General features: G+C 41.9%; 15 protein-coding genes. 11 read left to right on the forward strand and 4 right to left on the reverse strand.

Annotation, left to right across the window (positions count from 1 at the left end):
* Positions 1–103: 103 nt before the first annotated feature.
* The 9 genes from A3775_RS16340 (at position 104) to A3775_RS16380 (ending at position 9360) form a co-directional block, all read left to right on the forward strand.
* A complete protein-coding gene (locus A3775_RS16340) occupies positions 104–451 on the forward strand; it encodes a DUF760 domain-containing protein (protein WP_066375128.1) in 348 nt (115 codons plus the stop codon).
* Between the two features lie 467 nt (positions 452–918).
* Positions 919–1332 carry an 8-oxo-dGTP diphosphatase MutT gene (gene mutT, locus A3775_RS16345; RefSeq protein WP_066375124.1) on the forward strand — a complete coding sequence of 138 codons (414 nt, stop codon included), beginning with the start codon at positions 919–921 and terminating at the stop codon, positions 1330–1332.
* A gap of 236 nt (positions 1333–1568) precedes the next feature.
* Positions 1569–2033, forward strand: a complete 465-nt coding sequence (locus A3775_RS16350) for a CBS domain-containing protein (RefSeq protein WP_066375122.1) — start codon at positions 1569–1571, stop codon at positions 2031–2033.
* Between the two features lie 122 nt (positions 2034–2155).
* Positions 2156–2818 carry a phycobilisome degradation protein NblB gene (gene nblB, locus A3775_RS16355; protein ID WP_066375119.1) on the forward strand — a complete coding sequence of 221 codons (663 nt, stop codon included), beginning with the start codon at positions 2156–2158 and terminating at the stop codon, positions 2816–2818.
* A gap of 324 nt (positions 2819–3142) precedes the next feature.
* Positions 3143–3580, forward strand: coding sequence for a hypothetical protein (locus A3775_RS16360; RefSeq protein ID WP_197480178.1), 438 nt, complete (start codon positions 3143–3145; stop codon positions 3578–3580).
* Between the two features lie 636 nt (positions 3581–4216).
* A complete protein-coding gene (locus tag A3775_RS16365) occupies positions 4217–5578 on the forward strand; it encodes an APC family permease (protein WP_066375117.1) in 1362 nt (453 codons plus the stop codon).
* A 61-nt stretch (positions 5579–5639) separates the two neighbouring features.
* Entirely contained in the window at positions 5640–6287 is a 648-nt protein-coding gene (locus A3775_RS16370) for a cyclopropane-fatty-acyl-phospholipid synthase family protein (protein WP_066375115.1), read from the forward strand.
* 278 nt (positions 6288–6565) lie between these two features.
* Positions 6566–8770 carry a transglycosylase SLT domain-containing protein gene (locus tag A3775_RS16375; protein WP_066425877.1) on the forward strand — a complete coding sequence of 735 codons (2205 nt, stop codon included), beginning with the start codon at positions 6566–6568 and terminating at the stop codon, positions 8768–8770.
* Positions 8771–8862: 92 nt separating this feature from the next.
* Positions 8863–9360 carry a hypothetical protein gene (locus A3775_RS16380; RefSeq protein ID WP_066375110.1) on the forward strand — a complete coding sequence of 166 codons (498 nt, stop codon included), beginning with the start codon at positions 8863–8865 and terminating at the stop codon, positions 9358–9360.
* 83 nt (positions 9361–9443) lie between these two features.
* Here A3775_RS16380 and A3775_RS16385 read toward each other — a convergent pair whose 3' ends face one another.
* Complete coding sequence (locus A3775_RS16385; RefSeq protein ID WP_197480179.1) at positions 9444–10592, reverse strand: extracellular solute-binding protein; 1149 nt, start codon at positions 10590–10592, stop codon at positions 9444–9446.
* A 585-nt stretch (positions 10593–11177) separates the two neighbouring features.
* On the opposite strand from A3775_RS16385, the gene A3775_RS16390 reads away from it, so the two are divergent.
* Complete coding sequence (locus A3775_RS16390) at positions 11178–11552, forward strand: hypothetical protein (protein ID WP_066375106.1); 375 nt, start codon at positions 11178–11180, stop codon at positions 11550–11552.
* A 56-nt stretch (positions 11553–11608) separates the two neighbouring features.
* Here the strand turns inward: A3775_RS16390 and cobT are convergent, their stop codons facing one another.
* The 3 genes from cobT to A3775_RS16405 form a co-directional block, all read right to left on the reverse strand.
* The gene (cobT, locus tag A3775_RS16395) at positions 11609–12754 is read right to left on the reverse strand and encodes a nicotinate mononucleotide-dependent phosphoribosyltransferase CobT (protein ID WP_066375104.1); all 1146 of its coding nucleotides are present in this window, start codon (positions 12752–12754) and stop codon (positions 11609–11611) included.
* Between the two features lie 196 nt (positions 12755–12950).
* Positions 12951–13682: a DUF2232 domain-containing protein gene (locus A3775_RS16400; RefSeq protein ID WP_066375102.1), complete on the reverse strand. Its 732-nt coding sequence runs from the start codon at positions 13680–13682 to the stop codon at positions 12951–12953.
* A 13-nt stretch (positions 13683–13695) separates the two neighbouring features.
* Entirely contained in the window at positions 13696–14394 is a 699-nt protein-coding gene (locus tag A3775_RS16405) for a Crp/Fnr family transcriptional regulator (RefSeq protein WP_066375099.1), read from the reverse strand.
* Positions 14395–15007: 613 nt separating this feature from the next.
* Between A3775_RS16405 and A3775_RS16410 the strand changes: the two genes are divergently transcribed.
* The gene (locus A3775_RS16410) at positions 15008–19243 is read left to right on the forward strand and encodes a hypothetical protein (RefSeq protein WP_066425878.1); all 4236 of its coding nucleotides are present in this window, start codon (positions 15008–15010) and stop codon (positions 19241–19243) included.
* Positions 19244–19252 lie beyond the last annotated feature (9 nt).

Genomic DNA, 19252 nt, shown 5'->3' on the forward strand with positions numbered 1-19252 from the left:
TTGACAGGAACACTAATTAAGCTGTTAAGTCAAGTAAAGAACAGATTTGAATATACTAATTCGTTAACACTACCGTCACCAGAGGTATTACAGGAGGTATAAATTGAGTAATCAATCTAATAATCGAGTTTCCGAATTCTTGAACGGTGAGTCAGAAACCAGTAATTTACTGTGGCAGTATGTCAAGTCATTAAGTCCAGAGACAGTTAACCAGCTATCCAAACCTAGCTCACCTGAAGTATTTCAGGTAATGGAACGCAACATCATAGGAATGTTGGGACATCTGCCCTCAGAACATTTTGATGTGACTATTACCACCAATCGGGAAAACTTGGGACGTTTGTTAGCATCCGCAATGATGAGCGGTTACTTCTTACGCAACGCCGAACAAAGAATGAACTTTGAAATGGTATTACAAGGTGCGGAAAGCCATAACAGCGACGGCGAATAGGATTTCAACATCGTCGCTCACCGATTCAACAAACGTACCTTTCACAAAGACTCTGCATAACAGACCTTAAACGACTCATCAACCCATAAGTCATGCGTTAGCTGCATTTAGTGGCAAAGTAGAGCAAGCTAACGCTGCTTGTCTTTGTTGAAATTTTAGATTACACGTTGAGATAAGTTGAAAAAAGTTTATATTGTAAAAAAAAGTAAACTCGGTAGATGTTAAATCAATCTGCCGAGTTTTGTTATTAGTCAATAGTCAATAGTCAATTGTCAATGGTTAATGGTCAATAGTCAAGAGTTTTATCACTAGGATTTACGCAAATGTCATCATCAAAGTCTCGTGTAGGGTGCGTCAGCAGCGATAATTGGGTCAAAAATCACAGATTTTCAACATCTGACGCACCCTACTAATGTGCCAGTTGCGTAAGTCCTGATATCTCCACAAATCAATTTAGACAACTACTTATGAACCAAACCACCCCACCACCTCACAAAATTATCGGTGTAGCCGTCATTTGGAACGAGCAGCAGCAAATTTTAATTGATCGCCGTCGTCAGCAAGGAGTAATGGGCGGTTTGTGGGAATTTCCTGGTGGCAAAATCGAGCCAGGCGAAACTGTGGAAGAGTGTATCAAAAGGGAAATTTACGAAGAACTAGGAATCGTGATTGCTGTAGGAGAACATCTGATGACGATTGATCACACCTATACTCATTTGCGTGTCACCTTAACAGTACATCACTGTCGCCTCATTGAAGGTGTTCCCCAACCTTTAGAGTGTGATGAAGTGCGCTGGGTAAATTTAGACGAATTAGAACAGTTTGCTTTCCCCGAAGCAAATACTCAGATTATTGCTGCATTGAAAAGAAGTACAGTCTAGGGGAGTAGGGGAGTAGGGGGAGTAGGGGAGGCTCTTGAAGCAGGGGAGAAGAACTGTTACCCAATCAACAGGAGCCAGTGCGTTCGGTAGCCAGACTCAAAGCAACTGGCGTTCAACCGTCAACAGTCAACCTTCCCCAATCCCCAATACCGTAACAATGTATTAACTGCATTAGGTTGAGTTACCTAATTTTTTACAATATTGGCAGAGACCGTGATCAAAGGTTAAGCAAGCCAATGCCTAAAACCGTTGCCGATATAATGAGTTCTCAGCCAATTGTTGTCCGGCGAGAAACTCCTCTGGCAGAAGCTATCGAAATTCTGGCAGAAAAACGTATTAGTGGACTACCTGTTGTAGATGATGTCGGTAAATTGGTAGGCATTATCTCAGAAACTGATTTGATGTGGCAAGAAACTGGTGTAACGCCGCCAGCTTACATTATGTTTCTAGATAGTGTCATCTATTTAAAAAATCCTGCGGCTTATGAACGCGATTTACACAAAGCGTTAGGACAAACCGTTGGGGAAGTCATGAGTAAAAATCCTGTGACTATCACTCCCGACAAGACTGTAAAACAAGCAGCGCAACTAATGCACGATCGCAGTGTTCACCGCTTACCTGTATTAGATAGTACAGGACAAGTAATTGGTATCCTTACCCGTGGTGACATTATCCGGGCAATGGCTGCTAGTCAAGATTAGTTATTAGTCATTAGTCATTAGTTATTAGTCATTAGTCATTAGTCAAACCAACAAGGCTGATTTTATTGACTGGGGACTGTTGATGGTTGACTGGGTTGAAACTTTGAGAAAGGATATTTTAGATGAGTATAACTCCTGAGTCTGTAAGAGAATCGCTTAGTTCTGATGATTTGGGCGATCGCTTACGTGCTGTGAATCAAATCCGTGACTTAGAACCGACAATTGCTTTTGAATTAATTCAAGTTGCTATGGTTGATAGCAATTCCCGTGTCAGGTACTCAGCCGTGAGTCAGTTCGATACTCTCGGCACTCAGGACTTAAACTTATCTTTACAGTTATTACGTGGTTTACTCAAAGATCCAGAGGCGGATGTGCAAGCCGCCGCCGCCGATTGTTTGGGAGCGTTAAAACTACAAGCTGCTTTTGAGGATTTGCAACAACTGTACAATACAACCTCTGAATGGTTAGTACAATTCAGTATTATTGCTACACTAGGGGAACTAGGAGATCCGCGTTCATTTGAATTACTTCAACAAGCACTCTCCTCTGATGTGGAATTAGTGCAAACTGCGGCAATTAGTTCTTTGGGTGAGTTGGGAGATATCAAAGCTGTTCCCCTGTTACAACCTTATGCTGATCACCCAGATTGGCAAATCCGTTACAGAGTTGCACAGGCTTTAGCTCGCTTAGGTGGTGCAGAAGCGAAATCTATTTTAGAGACTATGGCCAATGATCAAGTAGAAGCGATCGCCACTGAAGCGCAAACAGCTTTACAGTCAGTTTAACAGACTGATAATTTTGTTGGTAGTGAGGACTTTAGTCCTCTCTGCTTTCTAGAGTTAGCGACAACTCAGCCACAATTCTCCTCAACCGTCGCCATTTCTCTATTAACTAACTCATTATAAAAATTCACATAAATATACTTAATTTTTCCTTGGTAATCGAGTATTTAGACAAAAAATTTGCTAAACCTGAAATGTAAAAGTAGTAGCATTGGCAATGTGTCAGGACTAGAAATAGAGTTTTGTGTGTTTCAACTCTAGAAAAGTTCTGATATCTAATTCCCATTCACCAAATAATCAATCCTCATCTTCACCTTGTGACCAGGTATGGCAAATATAAATTTACCATCGCATCAAAAAACACCGATGATACCGCTAGTCCTACTCTGGCTGGCTTATGCTGTTTTAGGATGGTATCTGGCTGCACATCACATTATTTGGTTAGTAGGAGCATTTATTGTCACTATTGCTCTCACGATAGTTCGCAAAAGTATTTCTTGGTTAGAACATTTGGTGGCCTTTGGTTCTCAGACATTAGTAGTCATTTTATTTTTAAGCATATCAATTGCTTTAGTGGCAACTTGGTCATTATTATTTAGCCTGTTGCTGATACCTGTAGCCAGTACACTTTTAGCTGATTTAGAAATGCGTTTTGCTGGCTTCAACAGACGATATTCATTTTGGGTAATCACAGTTTTAGCTACTTTGGGTTTAGTGGTAGGTGAAGTAGTAGATATTCTACTTCTACCCAGTGGTAGATACTAAAACATCGGCATGGTTGAACTAGGTTTTATGCTCGGTGAGATTGATTTCAATTTTCAGGGAACTACGACTTTAGTCAAAGAAACATCCTACTAATGGCAGATGCAGTATTTAGTGAGTTTTTATACAATTAAATCCAGAAAATCGATACCAACATCAACGATGAGATAAATGTTAGTAGCGAAAAATACAGCAAATCAGGAAATATTTTCGATGATTTATAGATTACTTGATGACTAATACCAAATTAATATGAACCTGGATAGAATCAAATATCAAGCATCATTGAACGCGGATGAATGCAGATAAATCAATTGATTTGATAATTCTATGCAACGTTATACAAAATTGGTATGAGTCAATAATTTGTTATTGAATTTATAGTCTATTAATGGTGGTCGTAATAATACCAGAAATTAGTAGATTATTTTTCCCATGAATAATTATTTTAATAACTATAAATTTCCCTAAGCTTGAAATTTAAATATTCTTAAATATGCGTCATTTTATTGTTATATTTATCTCTGAAGATAAATTTTAACAATTGTCATAGCTGCACAATCGTATTCTCCATTTGATGAGCATTTACTACGAGTGGGGATGATTTGTCACGAAATAAAAGACTCGTAAGGAGCTAATGTGAGCAGACATCAGGAATACAGTAGACTTGAGGAGACACAGACAACAGATGTAGCAGCACCTAAGCCACTGTTAACTTTACCAGATGCAGTTGCTTTAATTGTAGGTATTGTCATCGGTGCAGGTATTTTTCAAACACCTGCATTGGTAGCAAATCAAGCAGGTAGTGATATTGCTGTACTGCTGTTGTGGCTAGCTGGTGGCGTAATCTCTATTATTGGTGCATTGTGCTATGCAGAGTTAACAACAACCTATCCTCATGTTGGTGGTGTTTACTATTATCTGAAACGGGCGTTTGGAAGAGTAATTGCATTTTTATTTGCCTGGGCGCGGCTGATGGTGATTCAGACGGGTTCTATTACTCTGTTAGCATTTGTCTTTGGTGACTATGCTACTCAAATATGGCGACTAGGTACATTTTCATCGGCTGTATATGCAGCAGTCGCAATTACTGTATTTACAGCCTTGAATATTGTAGGTTTGCAGCAAGGGAAGTGGACACAAAATTTACTAACGCTGGCCAAAGTCTTAGGTTTGTTATTAGTAGTGATACTGGGGCTGAGTGTAACTGGTAGTTCCAGTCCTATTCCCAGCGAGTCTGTTTCCTCTGGCTCTTGGGGGCTGGCTATGGTGTTTGTGTTGCTGTCTTATGGAGGTTGGAACGAAGCGGCTTACATATCAGCCGAAATCCAAAACCGAAGGCGTAACATGGCGCGATCGCTATTTTGGAGTATTGGCATTATTACAGCTATTTACTTGCTGATCAACTGGGCTTACCTGCGAGGCTTGGGGTTAGGCAACATGGCTAAATCAGAAGCCGTAGCCGCAGATTTAATGCGCTCGATTTGGGGCGCACCGGGAGCGTTATTAATTAGCGTTTTGATTGCCATTTGTACTTTAGGCGCGCTCAACGCCACTATTTTTACAGGTTCTCGGACTAATTACGCTCTCGGACAAGATTTTTCCTTGTTTGGTTTTATGGGACGCTGGCAACAACGCCCCAGCACTCCCACCTCTGCCTTACTTGTACAAGCGGCGATCGCTCTATTACTGGTTTTATTAGGCACATTTACCCGCAAAGGGTTTGAAACAATGGTGGATTACACCGCCCCGGTATTTTGGTTCTTTTTTCTGCTTTCCGGCATATCCCTAATAGTATTACGCCACCGTGACCCAGATATTCCCCGACCGTTTCGAGTGCCTTTTTATCCCCTGACACCTTTGCTGTTTTGTCTAGTTTGCGGCTACTTACTTTACTCCAGCTTAGTTTATACCAATGTAGGCGCATTAGTTGGTGTTTTGGTAGTAGCAGCCGGTATTCCTTTTTTAATTTGGAATCGTTACCACCAAACTAGGGCGTAAGTAATTCAACATCCGTTGGGGAACTGGCTACAAAATTCAAACAAAGACATTGGAGAAAACTATGACATTGCCAAAAATCCTGCTTTTGTTGGTGACAGGAGTGAGTATTGCTAGTGTGGGACTTGCTGGTTGCACAACCCCACAACAGGATTTACAAGCCCAAACACAACCTTCTGCACCGACTTTAGCAGGGGAAACTCAAGCACAAGTTCCCCTCAAACCCCAAGAACGTCCTGCTGATGTTCCTTACGTACCAACACCTCAGCCAGTAGTAGATGCGATGTTAGAGGTAGCCCAGGTAAATAAAAATGATGTTCTTTATGACTTGGGTAGTGGTGACGGACGAATTGTAATTACAGCTGCTCAAAAATACGGGACAAGAGGTGTAGGAATAGATATTAATCCAGAACGCATTCAAGAGGCTAACACCAATGCCAAGAATGCAAAAGTAACAGATAGGGTGCAGTTTGTTCAACAAGACTTGTTCAATACTGACTTGAGTGAAGCAACAGTAGTTACACTTTATCTGTTGCCTGATATCAATCTCAAACTGCGCCCTAAACTATTTAAAGAACTAAAACCCGGTACTAGGGTTGTCTCCCATGCCTTCAATATGGGTGAGTGGAAACCAGAAAAAACCCTGCAAGTTGATGGCAGAACCATTTACTATTGGGTGATACCCACAGAAATACCCGCTAATTTGCGTTAAAGCTAGACAACGGAGACAGAACAATTTTAGATTTTAGATTGTTCAATCTAAAATCTAATTCCCCACTAAAACTTTTTGAACAGTATTCACACAACACATTCTGTAGATGGATGTCATCACGTAAATTGTGCTTTACCAGCACCATCCCAATCACGCTATAATCGATGTTTGGGCGAATTTTTTAGAAAATAAGAAATCTCTAGTTAAAAGATGATTACACTTATGGTAAAGAATGCTAGAGTTGCAAGAAATTCATCGCAACTTTTCAGCGAGTATTCATGCTGAAGAAATTACAAGAAAAACCAATTACTATCATTGCAGGTGCGGCACTGTTTGCTTTTTCAGCTGGGGCGATGGTGTCAGCACCGCAAATCGGCAAATCCTTGGGCGAATGGCTGAATGTGTCTCAAACTCAGCAGCCTGAACAGCTAACTGAAGCCACCAAGGCTCAATCAGCTGTGTTTCCACTGATAGCACAAGCCCCCCCAGAGCGAGCCGCACAATTAGAAGCCATCGTCAAAAATGGACGTTCACCAGACAGAGAACGAGCGCGTTATCTGTTGGCGAGTGATTATATCGATACAAAGCAAGCGCAAAAAGCACTCTCATTACTCACAGGGCTAGAAAGAGATTATCCAGCCTTAGCACCTTATATTTTGTTGAAACAAGCCCAAGCCCAGGATATGTTGGGAGAGGATGGTAAAGCTTCTGATCTCAGACGAAAGGTACTCAAAGATTATCCCAAGGAAGCGGCGGCGGTAAAAGCCAAGTATCTCATTGCCCAACCCAAGCTACATGATACAGCGATCGCTCAATTTCCTTCCCATCCCCTCACCTGGGAAATTATCAGAAAGCGGTTGCAAGAGAACCCCAACCAGCCGCAGTTAAAATTAATATTGGCTCAATATGCCCATCATCAACCCGGTATAGTCGGGGTGTTAGATCAACTGAGCAAACAGCCCAACCTCAAACCAGAAGCATGGGAAATTATTGGCACAGCTTACTGGGAAAATAATCAATTTAGCAAAGCGGCGGCGGCTTACGCCAAAGCACCGAAAACAGCACGTAACCTTTACCGCACGGCGCGGGGGTTGCAAGTGGGTGGTAAAGACACAGACACAGCGATCGCCACTTATAATCAACTCATACAGCAATTTCCAGAGGCCAAAGAAACAGGTACAGGCTTAATACGTCTAGCGGAAATGACAACAAACCGCAAAGATGCCATACCTTATCTTGACCAAGTAATTGCCAAGTTTCCACAGCAAGCTAGTCAAGCCCTGGAAAAAAAAGCCGAAATTCTCCAAGCCCTCAATAATCAACAAGCAGCCCAACAAACCTGGGAATTACTGCTCACCCAGTACGGTAAATCTGATGAAGCCGCAGAATATCGCTGGAAAAATGCCAAACAACAAGCCAAAGCTAGAAATTATGCCGCCGCTTGGAAATGGGCAAGACCAATTGTCACCGAAAACCCAAATCATATTCTAGCTCCCAGAGCCGGTTTTTGGGTGGGCAAATGGGCAACCAACCTAGGTAAAGAAGAAGAAGCTAAAAAAGCTTATGAGTATGTGGTGGGCTATTTTCCTCACTCTTACTATGCTTGGCGATCAGCAAATCTGTTGGGGTTGAATGTCGGTGACTTTAACAATATCCGCCAACTCAACCCAGAAGTAGTTCCACACCAGCGACCTGTACCATTGGCTGGTTCTGTCACTTTCAAAGAATTATATCTGCTTGGTCAAGACCGTGATGCGTGGCTGCAATGGGAGACAGAATATACCAATAAACAGCAGCCGACAGTCGCCGAGCAATTTACGGAAGGCTTAATGCGTCTAGCACGGGGTGAAAATCTCTCCGGTATTGGCATTATCTCGAAATTAGAAGACAGAGAAACACCAGAAGAACAAGCCCAATATCAGGAATTAAGCCAACAAATTACCTACTGGCAAGCCCGTTACCCCTTTCCCTACCTGCGAGAAATCGCGAAATGGTCATCTGAACGACAACTTAACCCCTTACTGGTAACGGGGCTGATGCGTCAAGAGTCACGATTTGAACCAAAAATTAAATCTATTGCTGGGGCTACTGGTTTAATGCAAGTCATGCCAGCTACAGGGCAATGGATAGCTTCTAAGATTTCCTTAGACCCCAAAACCATTGACTTAGAAAACCCCAACGATAACATCATGCTGGGGACATGGTATTTAGATTATACCCATCAGGAATACGGGAATAATTCCATGTTAGCGATCGCCAGTTACAATGCTGGCCCCGGTAACGTTTCCAAATGGACGCGCACACTCCCCACTCAAGATCCAGATGAGTTTGTCGAAGCCATTCCTTTCAATGAAACCAGAAATTACGTCCGCCAAGTCTTCGGTAACTATTGGAACTATCTGCGACTTTATAACCCGGAAATATCCAAATTAGTCGCCAGATACTCAGCCCAACATCCCAGGCTACCAGGAGTTGGAGAATAATCAACTTAGGTACTTCAAAAGTTACACTACCCGCAATCACCCAAAGCGGTTAAATTGTGGGTAGTTGATTTGACAAAACTGTAAATTTGGTTATGCTTAGACAGAAATTACTCTCATTGCTAACCATAACTCTTAGCCCGATGTTCCTGTTCCCGATTTCCCACTCCATAGCGGAAACAGCATCCATCCCCAAACCTTCTGATGCACCTTTGCGATTGGAATTATTAACTAACCCAAAGGAATCTATAGTTACAGCTAATACCATTAGGTTACAAGGATTAACTATTCCTAGTTTATGGTTAGCAAAAGAAATTACTGAAAATAAGCTGTTAGATAACTGGATAGCATACCCAGCTACCGAACAAGAACCGGCTAGAGTAGACCTCATAGTTAATCAACAAATTTGGAGTTTGCTAGATTATCTAGAACGTTACGACTTTGTAAATCGCTTGGGTAGCACAGCTAGGAAGGATAATTATAACCTGCGGGTGTTTAATTACCAAGGTAATATGTTAGCAACCTATACCTGTAATTTTGGCAATAAACCAGCTGCTTGTAATATTCAGATGAATTTCCAATTCAAGTTATAGCGATGTTCAACGAGAGTGAGCAGAGACATAATTAAACGCAGATAAACGCAGATGAATCTGTATGCTATGGGTTGACATCAGAATTACGCCTTGATTTTGCTAAATAAAGATTCGTATTGCTGGGCTATAGGTGGCTGTAGGGGTAGCAAAAATTCGCTTTTGTCCAAGACTTCACGATTATTGAGTAACAAACTGGTGAATGATGCGGGAATATCAGCAGCAACGATATTTGTAGGAATTGGTGAATTACTTTGAGTCCGCAAAGCAATTTGCTTGGCGATGTTTGGCTGCCAACAAAAATCAATCCATTGAGATGATAAATCATCCTGAGCCGCTCCTTTGGGACTTACCCATAAGTCCGCCCAAATTGCTGTCCCTGAACTTGGAATAATCATCTTTAATTGCGGATAACGGCTTAAAATAGGGACTACATCATTTGACCAACCAACGGCTAGCCAAGTATCACCAATAATCAGAGGTTGCAGGTAAGTGTTAGAACTGTAGAATTTTACCTGTTGGTTTAATGTTCGCAGTTGTTGTTCTAATTCGGGAACTGCATCTAAATTTTCGGTGTTATATGATTTACCGAGTTTCTTTAAGACTAAGCCAATAACTTCTCTGGGATGGTTTAATAAAGAAAAACGCTCTTTGAGTTCTGCTCGCCACAAATCACTCCAATCCTGGGGTATCCATCCCAATTCTTTAAACTTATCTTGGTTATAGACAATGACTGTACTACCCCAACGGTAAGGAGCAGCCCAAACCTTTCCTTGCAAATCTGGGAAACCTTGCTGATTGCGGGTTACTAATTTCTGCCATCTAGCATCTAACTCAGACCAATGTTTTAATTGTTTTGGTTCTAGTGGTTGAATCAGTTGTTGTGCAATTGCCGTTTTTAGCCAATAGTCTCCCAATGTTACCAAGTTGGCTACAGCAGATGATTGGGACTGTCTAAATGGGATGAACCGCGTCCATTCTTGATCCTGTTTGGCTGTCGGTTTTTGCTGCCAGGTTTGTAATTGCTTAAATATATCTTGTAATTGAGGAACAGGTGCAAATTTGACTTGTACTTGTTGTGTCAAATTGCGTCGAAACTGGTCAACTACTTGAGCAGGGATAGAACTTTTGAGTAATTGAACGTTGAGTTTTGCCTGTTTGCTGTCAGCACAGCCAACTAGCAGTTGTGAAACTGCCAAGCCACCCATGCTAATTAAAAAAGACCTTCTATCCATTGATTGATAGCTATACATAGTTTAAAGTTATATAAAGATAAATTATGGTTTGATTACAAAATCATTGTCGTTTGTCCAAATATATCTCCTATCTCATACCCTGCCATCATCCAATGTAGCACCGGTTATTTTCAGGAATTACCCAAGTTTTGCTCAATCAGACTCTTTGTGTTGCATGAGCAAATCAGATGGGGTTGCAGACAATTAATCGGCAGGAGACTTAACATAGTTGACATTTGCTGATTCATATATTTTGGATTTCTACAAATTAAGTTTAATTTATTTAAAAACTTGATGAAAGATGAAATAACGGGATTAATAGGTTTTATATCTATTTATCAGCAATTTAGCAGCTAACGCATTAGTAATTAACTTGATAGATTTGACAGCATTAACCGATATAACTTAACCTTTCTTAATTAAATAATGAGTAACGGCTTGATTAACTATTGAATTACATCTATAAATAAATCCCTATGTTGAGCATTCCAACGTAAGGTTTGAATCATTAAATAATTCATAAGTATGTTTAACATTGACAGTAAATTGAATAACATATAGAAAATGTGCGGATGAGGGTATTAAATGGAGCCATTACAACAACAAATCCTAACTGTAAGTCATAAGCTGGATGCCCTCTACCAGTTTATAGAGCAGCTTGACTTGAAAGTTTCTCAAGCTGTTTCAGAATGTTCCTTAGCCAGAACACAAGCGAAGGAGAGTTTGCGGGAAAATAGCTTTACTGGTTATTCTCAATTAAAAGGACATCTCAGTTTCAATGCCGAACTGGAACACAAGGATATATTGACAGATGGCATTTATCTAGACATGAATCGCCAAGATGGAGAGAAAACTATAGCCCCGGAAATTCAAGTACAACGACTGACGGCACAATTAACAGCAGCATACAATCGGATTGCCGCTTTAGAAGAGCAATTATTGAAAGAGAGAATTCATTAAGTAGTCAAGAGTCAATATTCCTAAGACTTACCGGAATTTTGGAGTCCGGTTTTTTGTTATGAACTAGGGAGTTGGCTAAGTTGCTGAATTTGGTTTTCAATCGCTGCCAACAGTTGATGTTGCTGCCAATCTTGGCAAAGATGGGCGGCTATACAAGCTGCGCCAGCACCTACACCTTCTTTAACAAAACCTTTCTCATAAGCTTGCAGTTGGGAGTAGCGAGAATCGGCAAAATCCAACTTGGTAGCTAGGAGGGGAGGGGTGTGTGCATTTAAACTGAGGGCAAGGTTAACAGTATCACCTGTGGGATCTTCTGCTACCCAACGGGTTGTACCGACAACTACGGCGGAGGGTTGCCAAGATAGGCTATAAGTTTGAGCGATCGCACTCATCAGGGCATACACTGCCAACATTTGGGTGCCACCAGCCAATAGTACACCACAACGACGACTAGCGGCGATCGCCATTCCCGCCACGACTACCTGCATAGGATCACCCACTGAGGCAGCGAGTTCTAAAGGATCATGAGGGAGACAGGAAGTAACATCTAGCTTGTCCCCTTTGCCTTGTCTCTTGTTCATCCTCTCCAACCCTTGCTGCACCACTTGCCATTTCTGTTGATGATTACAAATTGGGTGGCTACTGTTGACCTTTCCTACTGCATTTATACCCAAGCCAGTTAAAATTGCCAAAGCCGTGGTAGTACCACCAACAACACATTCACTTAAAATCAGATACCCGGTTTGAGATTTAGCCGCCAAGCGTTCACCCCAAAGCAATCCTTGTTTAAACAGACGATTGACAGTAGTTAACTCCATCGCTGCGCCTGTACTTAAACAATGAGCCGGAAAGCCACCCAAATCAATAATTGGCACAGCCGGGGGTTGAAGTAAACCCGCATTAAACAAATAAACTGGAAGATTAAAGGCTTCCACGACAGCGCGAGAAATTAGCACCGGAGACACTCCCGCACTCAGTGGTGGTAGAGAATATTGAGGCTGGTGTTTTGCACCGTAGTATAAAAATTCTGCATCAGCACAAGCAGTATATTTCCTATCCTCTGGAGTGCAACCAGCTGCTGAAATTCCAGGAATCAAACCAGTTTCCGTAAAACCTAAAACACAGACAAACACAGGTACATGACCGCGATATCGCCGCAGCCATGCTTCACCCTGTTCTATTTCAGTATAAATACTAATCATAAATATATAAACTGTATAAAAATATATTTTTACTTTCCCCACAGGAGGAGGCTTTTGAAACAGTAGTTTGCGGGTGTAGGGGTGTAGGGGTGTAGGGGGGATGAGGGAGATTTTTCCCCAGAAACTCTTGAATTTTGAATTGATTTGTCCCCAGTCAAGAGTCAAGAGTCCCCAATCCCTTCCACTCCCAGCGTTTCTAATAGTCCATTAGCACTTGCACCCAATTGGGTGGGCGAGGTATGGGATTTCCCAAACGGTCTAGTAACAACCATGCGGCTAAGTGTACTACAAACAGGTAGATAAAATTATTGATGACAATCAAGGCTATTGCCCCCACTTGAATTAAAAACACACTAGGGCTAGCTAATAATCCCAACTTGAGGAATATCCACTCTGTCAGTTCTGTGACTTGGTTAATTACGTAAATCCATAGGTCTTCTCCCGATAAGATAGATAGCAACCACAGGCGGAAAAATACCCCTAAAGTACCTAATAAAGCTCCTAGGGTAATGGAGACAAGCCAAGGCACACGACGATACCATGTCGCCCCTAATAGCACACCCATAAACGCAAAGGGCATAACGAATAATAGACTACGAACTGGCCCCATCAATACCGACAGTAGTAACCCAGAGGTAACAGCCGCCATCCATGAGGCGCGTTTGCCCCAACGGAGATAAACTAAGGCTATGGGTACAGGGAAAAATATCCGCAATACTGGCCCCAGGGGGAAGTAAAAATTAATGAACCAAATGAGGCTAGCAGCACTTGCTAAAAATGCTGTTTCTACCATCCTCAAGGGTGCATCCACCTTTAATTGAGGTTGCTTGAGTTGTTCTGGCTGTTCTAACCCTTGATTGAGTGAGTTTTGAGATTCAGGGGATGAATCTTCCTCTGACTCATCTGGCAGAGAATTGAAAATACTCATCTGAAAAAATTAGTTAAACTATCATTCTTTCTAAGGCTGACAAATCAGGGATACAAATATTGTCTTGCTCTCGCTTGATCAAGCCTTTTTTTTCAAATCTTGTCAATACTCTTGTCACTGTTTCTCGTGCTAATCCACTCAAACTACTCAGTTCCCGGTGAGGTAAATTTGGGATTTCGGTGCCTGTGTGTCCTTGTTTTCCTTGTCCTTCGGCCAAAAATAAGAGTGTGTCTGCTACCCGCGACTGACTATCAGACTCCCGTAGGCGCAATCGTCGGTTGACTTGCCGCAAACGCCGAGCCATCAGGCGTGACAAGTTAACCCCCGCTAAAGGTTCTGTATGCAGTAGCTTGACAAAATCTTGGGATGGCATACTGCCAATCACCGTGCTAGTCAAAGTAATCACATCTGTAGAACGGGGGACTTCATCTAAGGCTGCCATTTCACCGAATAATTCCCCTTTACCAATAATGTTCAGCGTTACCTCTTTACCTTCTAAGTTGTAAGTGCGGATTTTTACCCAACCATCAACGATAAAATATACAGAACCACCCCAGTCATTTTCTAGTAGAATAACTTGATTTGCTGGGTGTGTGCGTGTGACAAGGTGGTTGAGGGCTATTGCTACAGAGGTGTCTGGTAAACCTTGAAAAAGGGGAGCCGAGATTATCCAGGAATGAGTGTTTGCCTGCAAGCTATATCGGTCTTCCATTACGAGATTTTTATTAAAGTCTAGTATATAAATCAAAAAAAACGTTTAACTCAGCCTAAGCGATGAAGGTATAATTTTTTCTGAGTTAATTAGTTATCTTACACAGATAGGTGATCTGAGATAGGTGATCTGAGTTTTGTTTTAGATAGTCTTTTGACTACAATCTGAAATTAGTTTCAGGCTAGCTGTCCAGCAGAAATGATGACTCCAACACTATAGCTATTTAACATTCATCATACTCAAATTAGTAAATTTTTGTTAAAAATTTTTTACCAGTCGCCGTGAGGGGACAGTAAAACAAATCCTACCTTGCTATCCAAGGTATTGATCAATTATACAAATTGCTTGGCGATTTGGATTTTTTTGTGTTTTTATACTATGAAGTCCTAGGGGCTTTGACATCGCTGTGTAAACTACCTGATACTGGCAATGCCAAACTCAGGGAGTGCGACTCAATCAAAAACCGTCAGTTCGCCTGACTACAACCTCACGGAATGTTGCAACTTTTATTCATCTATCAAACAATTTTACTGAGTCGTTGTTGTTACAAATATAATTGTAGATTAATTTACAAATCCAGTTAACCTAAAGTTCTAGATAAGGTAATTTGAAAGTGACTTCCCATAATGATGAAATTCACAACCTAATTGCAGATATTGACAACTTACTCAACAGTAGTGGTAAACGCCTGTCTAGGCTGTTGTCTGGGCAAGCGCAGGAGCCGAGAGTAGTTTTAGAGCGAATTCGCAGTTTTTTGGTGAATTTACAAGAGACGGAAACATCAGAAGTTGTTGAACCCAATCAGTCTGTAGGATACGCTCATCAATCGCCTTTATTGCTGAAATTTGCGGGGCAGGCTCAGAATCAGTCAACTGCACCCCCCAGCCCCGGCCAACAGGAACAAACTCAGGCTATAACCGAACAATTAAAAAATGAATTATCCGCGTTTATGCAGCCAATGAAAGCGGAGATTTCGGCACTTTTGCAAGAGCGCACGCTTCTGGAACAAGAAATTAGACAGCTAGAGCAAAAGCGATTACATAATTATTCCTTAAGTCAGCAACTGGCAAACCAAGAGCAGATAATTACTGACTTTTTGCAAGTGCTGATGAGTCGCCTAGTACCAACTTTAAAATCCCAGCTAGCTGAGGTGATAGTCAATAAGCCTGATTATGCTCTAGACAGCAATCAAACCAGCGTCGAAATTACGCCTCCTACACATCAAATCTTCTGGGAGTCATCAGCACAAACAGAACGGTTAGCCCAGGTAGCTCAAGAGTTGGATCAAAAGTTGTTATCTTTAGATGGCACTGTTAATGTTGTCTTTGATGCCTTACAGCGCAATATTCATACTTATCATGAGTCCTTATCTCAAGCACTGGCAAGAATGCACAGTACGGGATTACAAGGCGAACAGTTGCTGGTAAGTTGGCTGCAAAATTTAACGCAAGAATTATCTAGTTTTCAGCCATCTCAAGTTGATGCCGCAAATCAAACCCTTGCTAAGTTACTATCCTGCTCTCAGCCAGACAGTAACGTTACTCAAGGACTATCATCAGCAAATGATACCAGTTTCACAGTTAGTGAGTCTTTATCTATAGATTCTGAGGCTTTATCTACAGACAAGAATATTCCAGAAACAGGAGCATTGCCGATTGTCAAAGATCAGGTTTTCAGTACAGAAATTGAGAGCATTGTAGAAGTCAGTTTTGATACAGCCAATCAGGAATCAGCAATAGTAGAATTACCGTTGGTGAACGATGGTGTTCTCCCCAGCGACGCTGATCAAGTTCTCGAAGATAGCCTGGATACAGCAACTGATGAATCAGCGACAGTAGAATTGCCGATTGTCAATGATGAAGTTCTGCCCAGGGAAGGCGATCGCATTCTCGAAGACAGCCGGAATACAGCAACCGATGAATTGGATGAAATGTTGTTGCAGCTTGGTGTGGATGAATCTTTTCCTGCTGACAACTTGACTAATTCCACTACTGTATCTCAGGATGGTTTACCTTTAACTAATAATGATGAAGTTGATATCATCTATGCCAGCTTGTTTGGGAATAATTTAGAAATCAAGCCAGAGTCTGTGACTGAGGATTTACTGAGCTTGAATTATGCCGACACTCAACCACCTAGCAATCCGCTAACAGAAGCAGATACGGCCGCAATGATGCCAGATGCTTGGTTTGATCAATCAGATGCGGATATTTTTGCTCACCCTGATTTATCAACTATCTCAGATACTCCAATCCCACCGACAGATGCACTATTTTTTGAGGAAGCGACTCAATCCCCAGATGTAGACTTAGAAAATCTGCCATCAACAGAAATTGATTCCATACAGCCAAATAGTAGGGATACCATTACATCTTTAACCGATTTATTAGCAGATGTAGAGGTGAAAGCACCATTATTAACAGTAGATTCACCTGTGGAGGAAGTCAAAAAAACTACGGTAGTCACGATTGAGTCAAAACCGCCATCTGTCACCAGGAACAAGAAAAATGAACAGCCACAACAGCCTACTGAGGAATTTATTCCGGCTTCACCCCAGGAAAATTTACTGTCGTCAGAAGTAGCTGAGTTAGCTAATCTGCCAGAAATTTCTCTCAATGAGGAACAATGGCGGAAATTGCATCAGGATTTGGCTCAACTGGATGAACAGCCTTCACAATCACAACCTGTAATTGCCTCAGATAGTGCTGATTTTTGGGTGAGTGATGGGCGGCGTAGCGTCTCGGAAAGCAGCACCACCGGAGGCGATCGCCAACAACATCTGACTCCAGAAGTAACGGCAAACTCAAATCATGTTGCTTTGCCTGCGCCAGAGGTTTCTTCAGTCAACCAGATTTCTGCACCGCAGACACAAACCAGCCTTGAGGTTACTCCCGCGACTGAAAAAAAAAAGGAAGCCACAATTGACACTCCAGAGGCTGCTGTAGTCACGCCTGGGAGTACCATTAACAATACAGCAGATGCGCCTGATACCCTGGACTCACTTTGGTATTTAGGGATTGATTTAGGTACTACAGGAATTTCCGCAGCTTTGTTAAATCGCTCCACTGGCGTTGTTTATCCGATTTGTTGGTCAGCAGAACACCAACCGGGAGACAATTCCTTCCAGCAATCTTTCCGTTTACCGGCAGAGGTGTATTTGCCCACCACTTCTGCACCACCAGGGGATACTGACAGCAGTCAAACGCCAGAACATTTAAAGAATCATCCATACTCGGCACAGTTGAAACCATATTTACAGGTAGCTATTCCCTATAAAAATCAACAACAAAAATGGGAACCTGTATTGCAATTTAATCAGTTTTGTGCTGGGCCGTTAATTTGGGTAGTGCGATCGCTCTCCAAATTATTGTTAACTCTCAAAGCAGACCGTTACAGTACCACTCAAGGATTAATCGCTACAGCAATTGGTTTGGATCAACACAGCTTTCAAAGCATTATCAATAACGTTGCTGGTGTGATTTGTAACTGCCCCTCTAGTTGGTCAGAACAGTATCGGTTCAATGTGCGGGAGGCTTTACTGACAAGTAAATTAGTCCAACATCCCCAACAAGTGTTTTTTGTGGAGGAAGCGATCGCTAGTTTACTCAGTATTTTAGATGGTGCTAACGGTGAAACAGTACAATTGAGCAGTCCCCAAGGTTTAATTCCTGCCAAAATCAATGATCATTCCTTGGTAGGCAATACCCTTGTGATTAATCTGGGAGCCAGTCACACAGAAATGGGACTGCTGGATGTGCCAGATAACCTGCCAGAACTGACACACAATCATTTCATGCTCCACAGTTTTGCTTACGCCAGTAAAGCGATTGAGCAAGATATTATCTGTCAGTTACTTTTACCCCCCAAATACCGTCAATCCCGTTGGGAAAAGTCAGAAGATAGCTTACCAATTAGTAGTCACCCTTGGCCATCAGCTGTTACTGGTTTAGATCAGATACAGTGGCAGAGTTTAGAATTAGATGAATTAGAATTACCCCGTGTTGCAGAACCTGACATTCAGGCTCGTATTTGCTTCCAACAGCGTCTAGAAAGTTCCTTACTCGGACAGGCGTTGTTAGATGCCGCCCTAGCCTTGAAGCTGATTTTGCAACACCAAGACACGTTTAGTTTTGAATTAGCCGATCAACGTTGGGTGTTACAGCGACGAGATTTAGAAAGTCAAGTGTTTGTTCCCTTTGTCCGCCGCCTCAACCGTGAACTGAATAAGTTATTGGTAGCGCGTGGTATACCCACCGAAGCGATTAATCAAGCAATTTTGACTGGTGGTTTGGCACATTTGGGCGTTGTTAACCGTTGGGTACGGCAAAAACTTCCTAGTGCCAAAATTATCCCAGATGCTTACTTCGGTGAAAATGGCGCGCCTAACTGTAGTCGTGTGGCTTATGGTTTGGCGTTACTACCATTACATCCGCAAGTTTTAGAAGAATCTCGCCATCAATACACTGATTATTTTCTGTTTACAGAATTGCTGCGGCTATTGCCAAACCGGACTTTAGCCTTTAGTGAAGTTCTGCAATTATTTGAAGGACGGGGTATCAATACCAGTATTTGTCAGCAAAGACTTTTAGCTTTCTTAGAAGGGGAAATTCCTTCTGGTTTGATTCCGGCACAGCCGGAAGCTACTTGGCTGACTCATAACTCTGAGGCTAATCCTGATTATCAGGCGATCGCCTCAGTACCATTGTTTGAAAAACAAGGAAACCTCAACTATCGTCCTAATTTCGCACAATTGCAAATTTTCCATCGCTATCTAGATGCTATTAAAGCCAGCACTCAACAGTCCTTGGATGAGCCATATACTATTAATTTCAGTCTAGTAGAGGTGTAGGCGTGTAGG

It is taken from the genome of Anabaena sp. 4-3 (assembly GCF_001597745.1).
Taxonomy (GTDB): domain Bacteria; phylum Cyanobacteriota; class Cyanobacteriia; order Cyanobacteriales; family Nostocaceae; genus Trichormus.